Annotated in this window: 15 protein-coding genes; 4 read left to right on the forward strand and 11 right to left on the reverse strand. The window is 71.3% G+C overall.

The window, feature by feature from the left end; all coding sequences use genetic code 11:
• The first annotated feature begins 32 nt into the window (after positions 1-32).
• The 4 genes from ACZ5WG_RS33560 (at position 33) to ACZ5WG_RS33575 (ending at position 4,612) form a co-directional block, all read left to right on the forward strand.
• The gene (locus tag ACZ5WG_RS33560; RefSeq protein ID WP_468728363.1) at positions 33-938 is read left to right on the forward strand and encodes a 5'-3' exonuclease; all 906 of its coding nucleotides are present in this window, start codon (positions 33-35) and stop codon (positions 936-938) included.
• 49 nt (positions 939-987) lie between these two features.
• Positions 988-1,821 carry a siderophore-interacting protein gene (locus ACZ5WG_RS33565; RefSeq protein WP_468728162.1) on the forward strand — a complete coding sequence of 278 codons (834 nt, stop codon included), beginning with the start codon at positions 988-990 and terminating at the stop codon, positions 1,819-1,821.
• 223 nt (positions 1,822-2,044) lie between these two features.
• Positions 2,045-3,595 carry a serine hydrolase gene (locus ACZ5WG_RS33570; RefSeq protein ID WP_468728164.1) on the forward strand — a complete coding sequence of 517 codons (1,551 nt, stop codon included), beginning with the start codon at positions 2,045-2,047 and terminating at the stop codon, positions 3,593-3,595.
• 18 nt (positions 3,596-3,613) lie between these two features.
• Entirely contained in the window at positions 3,614-4,612 is a 999-nt protein-coding gene (locus ACZ5WG_RS33575) for an RluA family pseudouridine synthase (RefSeq protein ID WP_468728166.1), read from the forward strand.
• A gap of 208 nt (positions 4,613-4,820) precedes the next feature.
• Here the strand turns inward: ACZ5WG_RS33575 and ACZ5WG_RS33580 are convergent, their stop codons facing one another.
• The 11 genes from ACZ5WG_RS33580 to pafA all read right to left on the reverse strand — a co-directional run bounded on the left by ACZ5WG_RS33580 (position 4,821) and on the right by pafA (position 15,952).
• The gene (locus ACZ5WG_RS33580) at positions 4,821-7,673 is read right to left on the reverse strand and encodes a DEAD/DEAH box helicase (RefSeq protein ID WP_468728167.1); all 2,853 of its coding nucleotides are present in this window, start codon (positions 7,671-7,673) and stop codon (positions 4,821-4,823) included.
• 69 nt (positions 7,674-7,742) lie between these two features.
• Positions 7,743-8,648: a diacylglycerol kinase gene (locus ACZ5WG_RS33585; protein WP_468728169.1), complete on the reverse strand. Its 906-nt coding sequence runs from the start codon at positions 8,646-8,648 to the stop codon at positions 7,743-7,745.
• Positions 8,649-8,665: 17 nt separating this feature from the next.
• The gene (gene tatC, locus ACZ5WG_RS33590; protein ID WP_468728170.1) at positions 8,666-9,631 is read right to left on the reverse strand and encodes a twin-arginine translocase subunit TatC; all 966 of its coding nucleotides are present in this window, start codon (positions 9,629-9,631) and stop codon (positions 8,666-8,668) included.
• A gap of 73 nt (positions 9,632-9,704) precedes the next feature.
• Positions 9,705-10,001, reverse strand: coding sequence for a Sec-independent protein translocase subunit TatA (gene tatA, locus ACZ5WG_RS33595; RefSeq protein WP_468728172.1), 297 nt, complete (start codon positions 9,999-10,001; stop codon positions 9,705-9,707).
• A 216-nt stretch (positions 10,002-10,217) separates the two neighbouring features.
• Entirely contained in the window at positions 10,218-10,418 is a 201-nt protein-coding gene (locus tag ACZ5WG_RS33600; RefSeq protein WP_468728173.1) for a hypothetical protein, read from the reverse strand.
• A 27-nt stretch (positions 10,419-10,445) separates the two neighbouring features.
• Positions 10,446-10,718: a hypothetical protein gene (locus ACZ5WG_RS33605; protein ID WP_468728174.1), complete on the reverse strand. Its 273-nt coding sequence runs from the start codon at positions 10,716-10,718 to the stop codon at positions 10,446-10,448.
• Between the two features lie 149 nt (positions 10,719-10,867).
• Complete coding sequence (locus tag ACZ5WG_RS33610; protein WP_468728176.1) at positions 10,868-11,836, reverse strand: helix-turn-helix transcriptional regulator; 969 nt, start codon at positions 11,834-11,836, stop codon at positions 10,868-10,870.
• 155 nt (positions 11,837-11,991) lie between these two features.
• On the reverse strand, positions 11,992-12,948 hold the full coding sequence (locus ACZ5WG_RS33615; protein ID WP_266668631.1) for a helix-turn-helix transcriptional regulator: 957 nt from the start codon (positions 12,946-12,948) through the stop codon (positions 11,992-11,994).
• A gap of 180 nt (positions 12,949-13,128) precedes the next feature.
• A complete protein-coding gene (locus ACZ5WG_RS33620; RefSeq protein WP_468728177.1) occupies positions 13,129-13,506 on the reverse strand; it encodes an FKBP-type peptidyl-prolyl cis-trans isomerase in 378 nt (125 codons plus the stop codon).
• A gap of 42 nt (positions 13,507-13,548) precedes the next feature.
• Entirely contained in the window at positions 13,549-14,487 is a 939-nt protein-coding gene (locus ACZ5WG_RS33625) for an FKBP-type peptidyl-prolyl cis-trans isomerase (protein WP_468728178.1), read from the reverse strand.
• A 103-nt stretch (positions 14,488-14,590) separates the two neighbouring features.
• A complete protein-coding gene (gene pafA / locus ACZ5WG_RS33630) occupies positions 14,591-15,952 on the reverse strand; it encodes a Pup--protein ligase (protein WP_030294339.1) in 1,362 nt (453 codons plus the stop codon).
• Positions 15,953-15,979: the final 27 nt, after the last annotated feature.

Raw genomic sequence — 15,979 nt, forward strand, 5'->3', positions numbered from 1 at the left:
TCATCGTCACCGTGACGACGACTCGACGCCTGATGCTGCTGGACACCGCCTCCCTCTACTACCGCGCGTACTTCGGCGTGCCGGACTCCGTGAAGGCCCCGGACGGCACCCCCGTCAACGCGGTGCGCGGGCTGCTCGACTTCATCGGGCGCCTGGTCCAGGACCACCGCCCGGACGATCTCGTGGCGTGCATGGACGCCGACTGGCGCCCGCACTGGCGGGTGGAGCTGATCCCCTCCTACAAGGCCCACCGGGTCGCGGAGGAGACCGAGTCCGGACCGGACGTGGAGGAGACCCCGGACACCCTGGCACCGCAGGTGCCGATCATCGAGGCGGCGCTGGACGCGTTCGGGATCGCCCGGGTGGGGGTCGCCGGGTACGAGGCCGACGACGTGATCGGCACGCTCACGGCGCGCGCCACCGGCCCGGTGGACATCGTCACCGGCGACCGGGACCTGTACCAGCTGGTGGACGACGCCCGGCAGCGGCGCGTGCTGTACCCGCTCAAGGGGGTCGGCACGCTGCAGGTGACGGACGAGGCGTGGCTGCGCGAGAAGTACGGGGTGGACGGCCCCGGGTACGCGGACCTGGCCCTGCTGCGCGGGGACCCGAGCGACGGGCTGCCCGGGGTCCCGGGGATCGGCGAGAAGACGGCGGCGAAGCTTCTGGACGCGTACGGCACGCTGGCCGGGATCATCGCGGCGATCGACGACCCGAAGTCGAAGCTGACCCCCGCCCAGCGCAAGCGGCTGGACGAATCCCGGCCCTATCTGGCGGTCGCTCCGAAGGTGGTCCAGGTGGCCTCCGGCGTCCCCCTTCCTGCGTTCGACCCCGCTCTGCCGGCGGTGCCCGCGCAGCCGGAACTCGTCGATGCGCTGGCGCGCCGGTGGGGTCTCGGCGGAGCGGTGTCGCGCCTCAGCAGCGCGCTCCGCCCTTGAGGTGCTAACTTAGGTAATCCTAAGTTTCAGGGGAGCAAGGGGATACGCCGTGGCAGAAGGACGCGCCCGCAAGATCGGCACTGCAGTCGTCGTGCGCACAGAGCGGCTGACGCCGCACATGGTGCGCGTGGTGCTGGGTGGTGCCGGACTGGTCCGGTTCAGTGCGGGCGAGTTCACAGACCATTACATCAAGCTGCTGTTCGCACCCGAGGGTGTCACCTACCCCTCGCCGTGGGACCTGGACCGGATCCGCGCGGAGTACGCGCGTGAGGCGTGGCCCCGCCAGCGTGCGTACACGGTCCGGTCGTGGGACCCGGCGCACCTGGAGCTGACGCTCGACTTCGTCGTCCACGGCGACGAGGGCCTGGCCGGCCCCTGGGCCGCGCGCGCCCAGCCGGGCGAACTGGTCCGCTTCCTCGGCCCCGGCGGCGCCTACGCCCCCGACCCGACGGCCGACTGGCACCTGCTGGTGGGCGACGAGAGTGCGCTGCCGGCGATCGGGGCCGCGATGGAGCGGATGCCGGTGGGCGCGCGGGTGCACGCGTTCGTGGAGGTCGAGGGCCCGCAGGACGAGCAGAAGATCGCCACCCCCGACGGCGTCGTCCCGGTCTGGCTCCACCGCGGCACCCGCCCGCTCGGCGAGATCCTGACCGAGGCGGTCAGGGCCTTCGAGTTCCCCTCCCGCGACGTGCACGCCTTCGTCCACGGCGAGGCCGGTTTCGTGAAGGACCTGCGCCGCCACCTCCGCCTGGAGCGGGGCGTCCCGAAGGAACGCCTGTCGATCTCCGGCTACTGGCGGCTCGGCGAGACGGACGAGGGCTGGCGCGCGATCAAGGGCGACTGGAACGCCCGGGTCCTGGCCGAACAGGAATCGGCGGCGTAACGGCACCGCGGGCCCGGCCCGGGCACCGCCCCCCGCCCCGTCCCCGGGGCACACGGGCCCGGCCCGGGCACCGCCCCCTCCGCCCCGTCCCCGGGGCACACCCCGCGGGTACCCGGCCCCGCCGACACGGCCGGGGCCCGTCCCCCCGCGGTTCCCGACCCGCCGGGCTGCTCTCCCGCCGCTCCGAGCGGCGGGGTCACCCGTTCGGCGTGACAATGTGGGCATGCGTACGCTCCGCATGTTCGGCGCAGCCGGAGCCGCCACCGTCCTCACGGCGACGGCGGTGGCCGGCGCGCACGCCGCGCCCAGCCCGCCGCCCGCGCCCAAGCCGCAGATCACCGACGCGGAAGTGGACAAGGCGCTCGCGCGCCTGCCCGGGTTCGTCACCGACACCATGCGCAGCACCGGGGTCCCCGGGGCCGCCGTCGCCGTCGTCCACGACGACAAGGTCGTCTACCTCAAGGGCTTCGGCGTCCGCCGCACCGACGCCCCCGGCGCCATCGGCCCCGACACCGTCTTCCAGGTCGCGTCCGTCTCCAAACCGATGTCCTCCACGGTGGTGGCCGGCGCCCTCAAGGACCCCGCCGACTGGAACGGCCGCACCGAACTCCCCGGCTTCGCGCTGAAGGACCCCTGGGTCACCGGCCACGTCACCACCGCCGACCTCTTCTCGCACCGCAGCGGCCTCCCCGACCACGCCGGGGACCTCCTCGAAGACCTCGGCTACGACCAGGCGTACATCCTCGACCACCTCCGCCTGGAGCCTCTCACCCCCTTCCGCGCGAGCTACAACTACACCAACTTCGGCCTCACCGCCGCCGCCGAGGCCGTCGCCCGGCAGAAGGGCACGACCTGGGAGAAGCTCAGCCAGGACACCCTGTTCAAGCCCGCCGGGATGACGCACACCAGCACCGAGTTCTCGGCCTTCGTCAACGCCCCCGACCACGCGGCCACCCACGTCAAGAACCCGGACGGGACCTGGTCGCCCCGCTTCGTGCGCGACCCCGACGCCCAGGCACCGGCCGGCGGCGTGAGCTCCACCGCCACCGACATGGCCCGCTGGCTGCGCCTCCAGCTCGCCGGCGGCACCCTCGACGGGAAGCGGATCATTCCCGCCGACACCCTGGCGGCCACGCGCCTGCCGCACATCGTGTCGCAGGCGCCGACCCCGCCCCTGGACCACACCGGCTTCTACGGGCTCGGCTGGAACGTCTCGTACGACGACGCGGGCCGGCTGCGCCTGAGCCACTCCGGCGGCTTCGAACTCGGCGCCAACACCAACGTCACGCTGCTCCCGCTGGAGAAGCTCGGCATCGTCGTCCTCACCAACGGCGCCCCGGTCGGCATGGCCGACGCCATCGCGATGGACTTTTTCGACACCGCCGAGCACGGCGCGCCGACCACGGACTGGCTGCCCCTCTTCGCCGAGCTGTACGCCCAGCAACTCGGCCCCGGCCCCTCCGCCACCGACTACGCGCACCCGCCCGCGGGCGCGAAGCGGGCCCGCGCCGACAGCGCGTACACCGGCACCTACGTGAGCCCGTACTACGGGAAGCTGACCGTGACGGCGAACGAGGGCGGCAAGGGCGGTCTCACCCTCTCCCTCGGCCCGAAGCCGATGCGCTTCCCGCTCACGCACTACGACGGGGACACCTTCAGCTACGTGACCTCCGGCGAGAACGCCGTCGGCCGCACCGGGGTGGTCTTCAAGGACGGCACGGTCCGCATCGAGTACCTGGACGCCAACCACCTGGGCACCTTCACCAAGCAGTAGCCGCATAGCCTGGACCCGATGAGACGCAGAGCCCAGGCACCCCCCTCGCCCCTCCCCCAGGTCGCCGGCATCGACCCGGTCCGGCTGCGGCTGCCCGCCGACCCCGACGGGCGCTGGCCCGACCTCGGCGGCTACCTCGCCGCCCGCTACGCCGGCACCCGCGGCGCCGAGTCCATCGCGCACCTGCTGCGCGCCGGGCGGGTGTTCGGCCCCGGCGGGCGGGTCCTGAGTCCGCAGGACCCGTACGAGCCAGGCGCCTACCTGTGGTTCCACCGGGACATGGAGCCGGAGCCGCTCGTCCCGTTCCCGATCCGCGTCGTCCACCGGGATGCGCACCTCCTGGTCGTGGACAAGCCGCACTTCCTGGCGACCACCCCGCGCGGCAGCCACATCACGCAGACCGCACTGGCCCGGCTCCGCACCGAGCTCGACCTGCCCGAGCTCAGCCCGGCCCACCGGCTGGACCGGCTGACCGCCGGACTGGTGATGTTCAGCATCCGCCCCGAGGACCGCGGCGCGTACCAGCTGCTGTTCCAGGAACGGCAGGTGCACAAGGAGTACGAGGCCCTCGCCCGCCACGACCCGGCGGTCGTCCTCCCCCGCACGGTCCGCAGCCACATCGAGAAGACCCGCGGAGTCATGGCCGCAGCCGAGGTCCCGGGCGCCGAACCCAACGCCGAGAGCCTGGTCGAACTCCTCGCCACCAAGGGGGAACTGGGCCGCTACCGGCTCACCCCGCACACCGGCCGCACCCACCAGCTGCGGGTGCACATGAACGCCCTGGGCCTGCCGATCCTCGGCGACCCGGTGTATCCGCAGGTCACCGACCCGGCCCCGGACGACTACCGCAGGCCCCTGCAACTCCTGGCCCGCTCCGTGTCGTTCACCGACCCGGTGACCGGGATCCCGCGCCGCTTCGAGAGCGCCCTGTCCCTGCGGGCCTGGGACGACCTCGCGGGCTGGGAAACCGGCACCCAAGCGGCCCCGGGGTGGTGGCCGCCTGCCCCCGGACGGTGAACGGCTCGGCCGCCGCGCAGAGGAGTTCCTCACGCGGCGGCCGGCCGCCCGCCGGCCACAGCCGATCGGCATGCGGCCGGCCGACCCGTCTCGGCCCTTCGGCCGCTCCCCCGGTCATGGGCGATCGTCGCACAGGACATCCTCGAAGTGATCATGGCAAGAGATGAGATCCGGCCATGACCTCCTTCGTAGGAAGCCCCAAAGGCGCCTAGCCGACCGAGCTGTAAGCCACTACGCCCCGAAGCAGTGCGTCCACGGCCTTGCGGGCATTTCGCGCCACCGTACTGCCGCCCTGCGAGGAGGGCGGGGCGGAGGAGGCCGGAGCGGCGGCCGCGATCTGCCCCAGCACGTCGATGACCTGCTTGCACCAGCGCACGAAGTCGCCGGCCGGCATCTCCGCCTCGCGCAGCACCTCGTCCAGGCTCTTGTCGGAGGCCCACTGGTACGCCGCCCACGCGAAGCCCAGGTCGGGCTCGCGCTGGCCGACGCCCTCCGCCTGGTTGATGCGGTGCTCCTCCTCCAGCGCGTCGAGCCGGCCCCAGATCCGGACCATCTCGCCCAGCGCCGCCTTCGCCGCGCCGCCCGGCACCTTCGGCGCCACCGCGTCGTCGGACTGCCGCGCCTCGAACACCAAGGCCGAGACACAGGCGGCCAGTTCGGCCGGGGTCAGGCCTTCCCAGACCCCGGCGCGCAGGCACTCGGACGCCAGCAGGTCGAGCTCCCCGTACAGCCGGGCGAGCCGCTTGCCGTGCACGGTGACCTCGTCCTCGCGCAGGTAGTCCAGCTCGGTGAGCAGCGCGTGGATCCGGTCGAAGGTGCGGGCGATCGTGTTCGTCCGGCCCTCGATGCGCCGCTCCAGCTGCTGGGTGTCCCGCTTGAGCCGGTGGTAGCGCTCCGCCCAGCGGGCGTGGTCCTCGCGCTCGTCGCAGCCGTGGCAGGGGTGCGCCCGCAGCTCGGCGCGCAGCCGGGCGATCTCGCGGTCGTCGGCCGCCGCCGCCCTGCCGCGCCCGCGCCGCTCCGGCGCGATGTGCCCGGCCTTGGCGCGCAGTTGGGACGCCAGGTCCCGACGGGACTGCGGCGAGCGCGCGTTGAAGGTCTTGGGGATCCGCATCCGCTCGACGGCCTCGACCGGGACCGGGAAGTCGATCGCGGCGAGCCGCTTGACCTGCCGCTCCGCGGTCAGCACCAGCGGGCGCGGGCCCTCTGCGTACTCGTACCCGCGGTGCCCGTTGACCCGCCCGGCCGGCACGCCCGGGTCCAGGACCAGCGCGAGCCCGGCGAACTTGCCGGTCGGCACGTGGATGATGTCACCCGGCTTGAGCTTCTCCAGCGAACTCGCCGCCTGCACCCGGCGCTGGGCCGCGCCCTGCTTGGCCAGGTCCGTCTCACGGTCCTTGAGGTCGCGGCGCAGCTGCGCGTACTCCTCGAAGTTCCCGAGGTGGCAGGTCATGCCCTCCCGGTAGCCGTCCAGGCCCTCCTCGTTGCGCTGCACCTGCCGGGAGATCCCGACGACCGAGCGGTCGGCCTGGAACTGGGCGAAGGAGGTCTCCAGCAGCTCGCGCGAGCGGTGCCGCCCGAACTGCTGGACCAGGTTCACGGCCATGTTGTACGAGGGCTTGAAGCTGGAGCGCAGCGGATACGTACGGGTACCGGCGAGCCCGGCGAGCGCCGCCGGGTCCATGCCCCGCTGCCAGAGCACCACTGCGTGGCCCTCGACGTCGATGCCGCGGCGCCCGGCCCGGCCGGTGAGCTGCGTGTACTCGCCGGGGGTGATGTCGGCGTGCTGCTCGCCGTTCCACTTGACCAGCTTCTCCAGGATCACCGTGCGCGCGGGCATGTTGATGCCCAGCGCCAGGGTCTCGGTGGCGAAGACGGCCTTGACGAGGCCGCGGACGAACAGCTCCTCCACGACCTCCTTGAAGGTGGGCAGCATGCCGGCGTGGTGCGCGGCGATGCCCCGCTCCAGGCCTTCCAGCCACTCGTAGTACCCCAGGACGTGCAGGTCCTCGGCGGGGATGGAGGCCGTCCGCGCCTCGACGATCTCGCGCACCTTCAGGCGGGCGGAGTCGTCGTTGAGCCGCAGGCCCGCGAACAGGCACTGCTGGACGGCGGCCTCGCAGCCGGCCCGGCTGAAGATGAAGTTGATCGCGGGCAGCAGCCCGTCGCCGTCGAGGCGGGCGATGACCTCGGGGCGGCCGGGGGTCCAGATCCGGCCGCGGGAGCGCCGCTCGCGCTCGCGGTCGGCCTCACGGACCATCTTGCCGCGCCGCCGGTCCTTCGGGCTGTACGTGCGGGTGTTCTCCTCGCGCGCCATGCGCAGCAGGTCGGGGTTGACCTCGCGGCGCGCGGATCCGCGGCCTCCGTGGTCGGACTCCTCCTCGAAGAGGTCGTAGATCCGGCGGCCGGCCATGACGTGCTGCCACAGCGGGACGGGCCGCTCCTCGGAGACGATCACCTCGGTGTCGCCGCGCACGGTGTCGAGCCAGTCGCCGAACTCCTCGGCGTTGGACACGGTGGCCGACAGGGACACCAGCGTCACCGACTCGGGGAGGTGGATGATCACTTCCTCCCAGACGGCTCCGCGGAACCGGTCGGAGAGGTAGTGCACCTCGTCCATCACGACGTACCCGAGGCCGAGCAGCGACTGCGAGCCCGCGTAGAGCATGTTGCGGAGCACCTCGGTGGTCATCACGACCACGGGCGCCTCGGAGTTGACGCTGTTGTCGCCGGTCAGCAGGCCCACCTTGTCGGCGCCGTAGCGCTTGACGAGGTCGGCGTACTTCTGGTTCGACAGGGCCTTGATGGGCGTCGTGTAGAAGCACTTGCGGCCCTGCTGCAGGGCCAGGTGTACGGCGAACTCGCCGACGATGGTCTTGCCCGAGCCGGTCGGGGCGGCGACCAGCACGCCCTTGCCGGCCTCGAGTGCCTTGCAGGCGTCGACCTGGTACGGATCCAGGTCGAATTCGTACATCTCGCGGAAGGGGGCCAGGGCGGAGGCCTCTTCGGCGGCGCGGATCCGGGCAGCGGCGTACCGCTCGGCGGGTGAGAGTTCTTCGGTCATCTTGTTCTCGAGCCTACCCGCCGCCCCTGACAACAGTCGCGATCATTTATATGGACCGCACAGCCGTCGCTACGACAGCAGCCGCAGGGCTCCGGGGACGCAGTCGGCGCTCACCGGCAGCGGCCCGAGCGGCTCGCCGTCCGCGTACGCGGTGATCCCGGCGGCCTCCAGCGTGATCTTCGCGGCCCGGTGGACGGTCACCTTCGGGTGGCTCAGGTGCGTCCCCTTGTAGACCTGCGGGAACACCTTCAGCAGAGTGGCCCGGCTGCAGTCGCCCACGACCACGACGTCGAAGAGTCCGTCGTCGGGCACGGCGTCCGCGCAGATCCGCATGCCGCCCCCGTAAGAGGATCCGTTGCCGACGGCTACCAGCGTGGCCTCGGTCTCGGTCACCGGGCCGTCGTCGAGGGTGATCCGGTACGGGAACGGCCTGAAGGCGGCCAGCTCGGCGAGCATCGCCAGGTCGTACTTGAACCGGCCCGCCGGCAGCCGCATCCGGTTGCCGCGGTCGTTGACCCGCGAGTCGAAGCCGGAGCACAGCACGGTCCCGTACCAGGTCTCCCGCTGGTCGGGGGTCCCCGCCACCCGCCCGAGGTCGATCTCGCGGATCCGGCCCTCCTTGAGGGCCTCGGCGGCCAGCCGGCCCGCCTCCGCGGGCTCCCGTACGGGCAGCCCCATGGCCCGCGCGAAGTCGTTCCCGGTGCCCACCGCGACCACCCCGAGCGGCACCAGCGTCCCGGCCAGGGCCTGCAGGGCCAGCGAGACCACGCCGTCGCCGCCGACGGCGATCACCGCCCCGGTGCCCTCGCGCACGGCGGTGCGCAGCCGGGCCAGGGCGTCCCCGGCATCGGCGCCGAGGACCGTCCGTACGGAGAATCCGGCGGCCCGGAGCGCGGAAGCGGCCGGCTGCGCGGCGTGCGCGCCCCGGCCGCGTCCCGCGGTGGGATTGACGAGGAGGGTGATCTCAGCGCTCACGCACCGGAATGTACCTGTCAGGTCGCGTCGTCGTAACCGTTGATCTGCCTGCGGCCGCCGTCGGCCTGCTCGGGCAGGGCGGTCGGGGCCTGCACGGACTCCAGCTCACCGATCGGCGCGGGCGTGAGGTCCAGCTCGGACGCCTCGTCGTCGTCGAGCAGCGCGTCGGGGTTGCCGCGGCGCCGCCTGCGGTCGTTGACCAGGCAGATCCCGAGGGCGATGAAGTAGAGGGCGATGATCGGCGCGGCCAGCGAGAGCATGGTCAGCGGGTCGCCGGTGGGCGTGGCGAACGCGGCGAAGATCGTGATGCCCAGCACCATGGCCCGCCACCAGCTCGCCAGCCGCTTCGCGGTGAGGACCCCGGTGAAGTTGAGGAGGATCAGCAGCAGCGGCAGCTCGAAGGCGAGGCCGAAGACGACGACCATGCGCGTGACCAGGTCGAGGTAGTCGTCGACCGGGAGCAGGTTGCGCGCGTTCTCGGGGGTGAATTCCAGGAGGATCTGCGCGGTCTTCGGCAGGAGCTTGTACGCGAGCACCGCACCGGCGCCGAACAGCGGAGCGCCGACGGCGACGAAGCCCATCGCGTAGCGCTTCTCGTGGTTGTGCAGGCCGGGGGCGACGAAGCCCCAGAGCTGGTAGAGCCACACCGGGGCCGAGAGCACCACACCGGCGGTGAGCGAGACCTTGAGGGCGATCGAGAACGGGGCGATGAGGCCGTTCACGGTCATGTCGGCGCAGGGCCGGCCGTTGCGCTGCGAGACCACGCCGTTGGTGCAGCCGACGGAGTCCAGCATCGGCTTCAGCATGAAGTCGATCAGGTTCTTGTAGTAGAAAGCCGCCACGACAGTGATCACGAGGATCGCCAGGACCGACTTCAGCAGGCGGTTTCTCAGCTCACGCAGGTGCTCGACAAGAGGCATGCGCCCTTCGGCGTCCTTGTCCTGCTTGCCTTGCTTCTCCTGCTTGCGGGCAGACTTGAGCAACCCACGTCCCTTGTCTCGTTGCAGATGACCGGCGTGATCGCGACCGCGGACCGGCAGTCCGGCGGCCGGGCGATCAGCCCTGGGTGGTGTGGTTCGGCTCGTTGACCGGACGCGAGCTGGTCACGTCGCCGGGAGCGGCCTTGATGGTGCGCGGGGCGGCGGCCTGCTGCGGGGCCTGGTCGGCGACGGTCGCGGCGGTGGCGTTGTCGTCCGCCGCGCTCTCCGCCTTCATGGCCTTGGCCTCGCTCTTGAGGATGCGGGCCGACTTGCCCAGCGAGCGCGCCATGTCGGGGAGCTTCTTGGCACCGAACAGCAGGAAGATCACGGCGATGATCAGGAGGATCTCAAGAGGCTTCAGATTGCCGATCATGTCTGACTTCCTTCTCACCGAAACGGCTGGTTGTGGTGTCGACGGTCACGGATCGTGATCCGTGGCCGCTCAGGCAAGGATCGTAACCCCCTGGGGTTAACGCCCGGCAATCCCCCGGGGTATCCCGCCTTGCGTGCGGCTGGGACCGACGGTACGGGTCCCGCCCCGCACTTTCCAGAGACCTGCGAGCCACGATCCTGCGGTTTGTACCGGTTTTTACAGCCGGGTGGCGCCGCCCGCACGCGCCAGACCGCTCGCCGCGCGCTCCAGGTCCCCCGAGGCGTCCGCGATCCGCCGGCTGGCCAGCTCGACCTGGCCGGACAGTCGCCGCACCTCCACGAAGACGCGCACCGCGAGGACGGCGAGGACGGCGAGCCCGAGGAAACCCAGGGCGATTGCGAGCATCGGCCACAGCATGGGGTCGAGCCTAGGCCACCGTCGGCCTCAGATGCTGCGCAGGGTGCTCACTCCGCCACCGGTCAGCAGTTCCACGATGCGCTCGCCGGCCGGTTTCCGCACGGAGGCCCCGCACTCGGGACAGGTGAAGGAGTAGAACGTGGTCCGCCGGCTGCCTCCGATCACCAGCCGCAGGGACCCCGCGTCCAGCTCGAAGCGGGCGCGGCAGTCGGAACAGGCCGCCTTGAAGGAGACCGGTCCGACCGTGGCCGACCGCCCCGGCGGTCCTGCGGCGGCTTGCACACCCCGTGGCCCAGACATTGGCGACATCGCTCGGCGCTCCCCTCAGCCCACTCGTTCCGTACGGCACGGCTTCCGTACGGCACTGCCTCCGTGCGGTACGGGTCACGTGCGGTTCGGCTTCCCACGGCACGGCCCCGTACCCGCACGGCCCCGCCGCTTCCCCTCGGTCAGCCCTGTTCCCCGTACCCGGCGAGGGCCTCCCGGGCCGCCTGCCGCGCGCTGTCGGCCAGCTCCGGGGGCGCCACGATCCGGCCCTCGCGGCCCAGCCGCAGTGCGAGGCGGCGCAGCGAGGCCGGGTCCGGGCTGCGCAGCGTGATCCGCAGGCCGCCGTCGGACAGCTCCTCGGCGCTGTCGTGCGGGTAGTACTCGGCGACCCAGCGTCCGCCCGGCCCGACCTCGACCACGACCTCCGGGTCCTCGGCGGCCGGCTGGACGAGCCCTTCGGACAGGTCGCGCGGCTCGATGGCGGGCGGCTCGGCCCGCTCGTCCAGCAGCCGGATCTCGGCGACCCGGTCGAGGCGGAAGGTGCGCCGGGCCTCGGAGAGGTGGCACCAGCCCTCCATGTACGTGTGGCCCACCGCGAAGAGGCGGATCGGGTCGACCTTGCGCTCGGTCAGCTCGTCCCGGGCCGGCGAGTAGTAGCGCAGCCACAGCCGGCGGCGCTCCGCGATGGCCCGGTCGACGTCCGCGAAGACCCCGCCCTCCGCCTCGAAGGTCACCGACAGCCGGGAGCTGGCCCCGGCCGCCTCGCCCGCGGCCGCCTCCAGCTTCGCGGTGGCCCGCAGCAGCGCGTCCCGGTCACTCTCGCGCAGCCCCGGCAGCGTGGCCACGGCGCGGGCGGCGACCAGCAGCGCGGTCGCCTCGTCGGCGGCGAGGCGCAGCGGCTCGGCGGTGGACTCCCCCGACGCGTCGGGGTTGCGCCACCAGATGCGCTCCCCGTCGGTGTCGATGTCGAGCAGGTCCCCGCCCCGGAAGCTGGTCCCGCACATGGGCAGCACGTCGAGGTCCGAGATCAGCTCGTCCTCGGTGATCCCGAAGGCGCGGGCGACGTCGGCGACGTGCGCCCCGGGGCGCTCGCGCAGGTACGTCACCAGGGACAGCATCCGGCGGGTCTGGTCGATGGCGTTGGCAGCCATGCTGGTACGTCTCCCCCTCAGGGCACGTCTTGCGAACGGTGCGGTGGTGCGGTCTGTGCGATGGGTGCGGATCGTGCGGCGGCCGCGACGGCTGCGGCCTGTCGGATCCGGCCCGCCCGGTCCGGTGTGCCCGGTCCGGGTGTGCCGGGCCGGTCTCAGCCCTTGGCCACGGCGCGCAGCCGGTCCACGACGTCCGCCCGCAGGTCGGCGGGCTCCACGACCACCACGTCCGGCCCGAACTCGACCAGCCAGGCGTCCAGCCCGTGCCCGTACGGGATCTCCAGCTCGTCCCAGCCGTCCCCGCGCTCGCGCACGGCGGTGGCCTTGGCCCGCAGCGGGTACCCGGCGCCGGCCCGCAGCCGGATCAGCGCGGAGCGGTCGGCGCTCTCCCCGGCCCAGCTGGCCACGGTCTCCCGTACGGTGACCACGTCCGGGACCTCGGCGGTGTACTTGGCCGCCCGGGACTTGACCTTGCCGGTGATCCGGGAGAGCCGGAACACCCGCTCCGCCCCGCGGTCGCGGTCGTAGCCGGCCAGGTACCAGTGGCCGCGCCAGCACTCCAGCGCCCACGGCTCGACCTGGCGGGTCTCGGGGCGCGCGGCGGTGGACTTGCGGTAGTCGAAGACCACCGGCCGGCGGTCGCGGCAGGCCAGCATCAGCGGTTCGAAGGCCGCCTCGTGGACCGGGATGCGCGGCTCGATGGCGCTGTGCTGGCCCTCGTACGGGTCACCAGCCTCCGGCATCCCGCCCGCGCGCAGCTTCTGCAGGGCGCCGCTGGCGGCTCCGGCGAGGCGGGCCTGCTGCCAGACCTTGGCCGCGAGCCCGAGGGCGGCGGCCTCCTCGGCGTCCAGCGAGACGGGCGGCAGCCGGTTGCTGTCGCGGCGGGCGAGGTAGCCGGTCTCGCCCTCCAGGTTCTCCACCGTCTCGATGACCAGGCCGAGTTCACGCAGATCGTCCTTGTCCCGCTCGAACATGCGGTTGAAGGACTCGTCGTTGCCGGCCTCCATGTACGCCTCGATGGAACCGCGCAGCTCTCGCTTGCTCAGCGGCCGACGGGTCCCCAGCAGACACAGCGCCAGATTCATCAGCCGCTCGGCCTTGGCAATCGCCATCGACGCCCTTCCGCCCTTCTCCGCTTACAAGTTGCCCGACGCACAGGACGTGCACGGCACGCCCGACACGTACGACGCACACGTCCGTGACCGTTGACCGTACCGCCCCGGCGGGCCCCGGCAAAAGCGAGGGCCCCCGCCTCACGGCGGGGGCCCCTTCACCGATCACTGCGTGCCGGATCAGACACCCATCAGGTCACAGACGAAGATCAGCGTCTCGCCCGGCTTGATGGCGCCGCCGGCGCCACGGTCGCCGTACGCGAGGTGGGCGGGGATGACCAGCTTGCGCCGGCCGCCGACCTTCATGCCCTCGATGCCCTTGTCCCAGCCCGGGATGACCTGGCCGATGCCCAGGATGAACTGCAGCGGCGCGCCGCGGCCCCAGGACGCGTCGAACTCCTCGCCGGTGGAATAGGCCACGCCCACGTAGTGGACGGAGACCTTGTTGCCGGCCGTGGCCTCGGCGCCCTCGCCCTCCCAGATGTCCTCGATGACGAGGTCGTCCGGGACCGGGAAGTCGGGGAAGTCGATCTCGGGCTTCTCGAGCTGGTTGCTCACGGAACTGCTCCTCAAAACTGAATCAGGTCAACTGGGACAGTCTTACATCACGGCGAGGATGTCGAGGCTGAAGACCAGCGTCGAGTTCGCCGGGATGGTGCCCTGCTCCTTGTCGCCGAACCCCTGGTCCGGCGGGATGACCAGCAGGATGCGGCTGCCGACCTTCTTGCCGAGCAGGCCGTCCTTGAGGCCCTTGACCGAGAGCTGCTCCATCGGCCACGTCACCGTCTGGTCGGTGGCGTACGTGCTTTCGAAGGTCTTGTCGTCCTTCCACGTCTTGCCGTTGAACTTGACGACGACGCTGTCGGTGTCCTTGACGGCCGGGCCGTCACCCTCCAGCACGTAGTTCGAGACGAGCTTGGCCGGCGGCGTGGTGTCCTTCGGAACGGTCACGGAGACTTCCTTGCCGTCCGTGTTCGTACCGATCTTCGGCAGGTCCTTGTTGTCCTGCGCGACCTCCTTGCCCGTGGCCGAGGCCGGGACCGAGGTGCCCTTGACGATGTCCACGACGAAAACCAGCGTGGCATTCGGCTTGATCTTGTCGCCGGAGCCCTTCTCGCCGTAGCCGAGGTCCGGCGGGATCACCAGCTCGACGCGGCTGCCGACCTTCTTGCCCTCGAGGCCCTGGTCCCAGCCCTTGATGACCATTCCTGCACCGATGGTCACCTCGAACGGCTTGCCCTTGCCGAAGCTCTGGTCGAACGGCTCCTTGCCGTCCCACACCTGGCCGAGGTAGTTGACCTGGGCGACATCGCCCTTCTTCAGCGCCGGGCCGGGGCCCTCGCTGACGGTCACCACCTTCAGCTCCTTCGGCGGGTCGCCCTTGCCCTTGGACAGGGTCGGGGTCTCACCGAACTTGGCACCCTTGGTGATCGCGGGCGCCCCGTTCTTCATCTCGGCGGAGTCGGAGCCGCTGTCGCCACAGGCTGCTGTCGACAGCAGCAGAAGGGGTACGACAAGCAGGCCGGCAAGTCGGCGCACGGGTTCCTCAGATCTCAGACGGCTGGCGGTCGTCGCCACTCTAAGGCGTGCAGAGGGCCCCGTACGAGATCCGTACGGGGCCCCGGCCAAGATCAGCGCGATGTCACATCCCGGCGATCAGCTTCTCCACCCGGTCGTCCACCGACCGGAACGGGTCCTTGCACAGCACGGTCCGCTGCGCCTGGTCGTTGAGCTTGAGGTGCACCCAGTCCACCGTGAAGTCCCGCCGCTGCTCCTGCGCCCGGCGGATGAAATCACCGCGCAGCCGCGCCCGCGTGGTCTGCGGAGGCACCGACTTGCCCTCGAAGATCTTCAGGTCGTTGCAGATCCGCGCCGCCTGCCCCTTGCGCTCCAGCAGGTAGTACAGCCCGCGCCGGCGGTGGATGTCGTGGTACGCGAGGTCTATCTGAGCCACCCGCGGATTCGACATGGTCATGCCGTGCTTGGCCCGGTACCGCTCGATCAGCTGGTACTTCATGACCCAGTCGATCTCGGTCCCGATCCGGTCCAGGTCCTCGGCCTCGATCGCGTCGAGGGTTCGGCCCCACAGCTCCAGCACCTGGTCCACCGTGCCGGTACGGATCCCCCGGCGCTCGGCGAAGTCCACGGCCTTGTCGTAGTACTCGCGCTGGATCTCCAGCGCCGAGGCCTCGCGACCGCTCGCGAGGCGCACCTTGCGCTGGCCCGTGATGTCGTGGCTGACCTCGCGGATCGCCCGGATCGGGTTCTCCAGGGTCAGGTCCCGCATCACCGTGCCCGCCTCGATCATGCGCAGCACCAGGTCGGTGGCCCCCACCTTGAGCAGCATGGTCGTCTCGGACATGTTCGAGTCCCCGACGATCACGTGCAGGCGGCGGTACCGCTCGGCATCCGCGTGCGGCTCGTCCCGCGTGTTGATGATCGGCCGGGACCGGGTCGTCGCGGAGCTGACGCCCTCCCAGATGTGCTCGGCCCGCTGGCTCACGCAGTAGACCGCACCCCGAGGGGTCTGCAGCACCTTGCCCGCGCCGCAGATCAGCTGCCGCGTGACAAGGAACGGAATGAGGATGTCCGCCAGGCGGGAGAATTCTCCGTGCCGGGCCACGAGATAGTTCTCGTGACAACCGTACGAGTTGCCGGCCGAGTCGGTGTTGTTCTTGAAGAGATAGACGTCGCCCGCGATTCCCTCCTCGTGCAGGCGGCGTTCGGCATCGACGAGCAGGCCTTCGAGAATGCGCTCGCCCGCCTTGTCGTGCGTGACCAGTTCGGTCACGTTGTCGCATTCGGGAGTTGCATATTCCGGATGCGAACCCACGTCGAGGTACAGACGGGCGCCGTTCCGCAGGAAGACATTGCTGCTGCGGCCCCATGACACAACACGGCGGAAGAGGTAGCGCGCCACTTCGTCAGGAGACAGTCGGCGCTGTCCCCTGAACGTGCACGTGACGCCGTACTCGTTCTCCAGCCCGAAAATGCGGCGGTCCATGACTGAACATTACGCCTTCTGCACTGT

It is taken from the genome of Streptomyces sp. NPDC032745 (assembly GCF_055579465.1).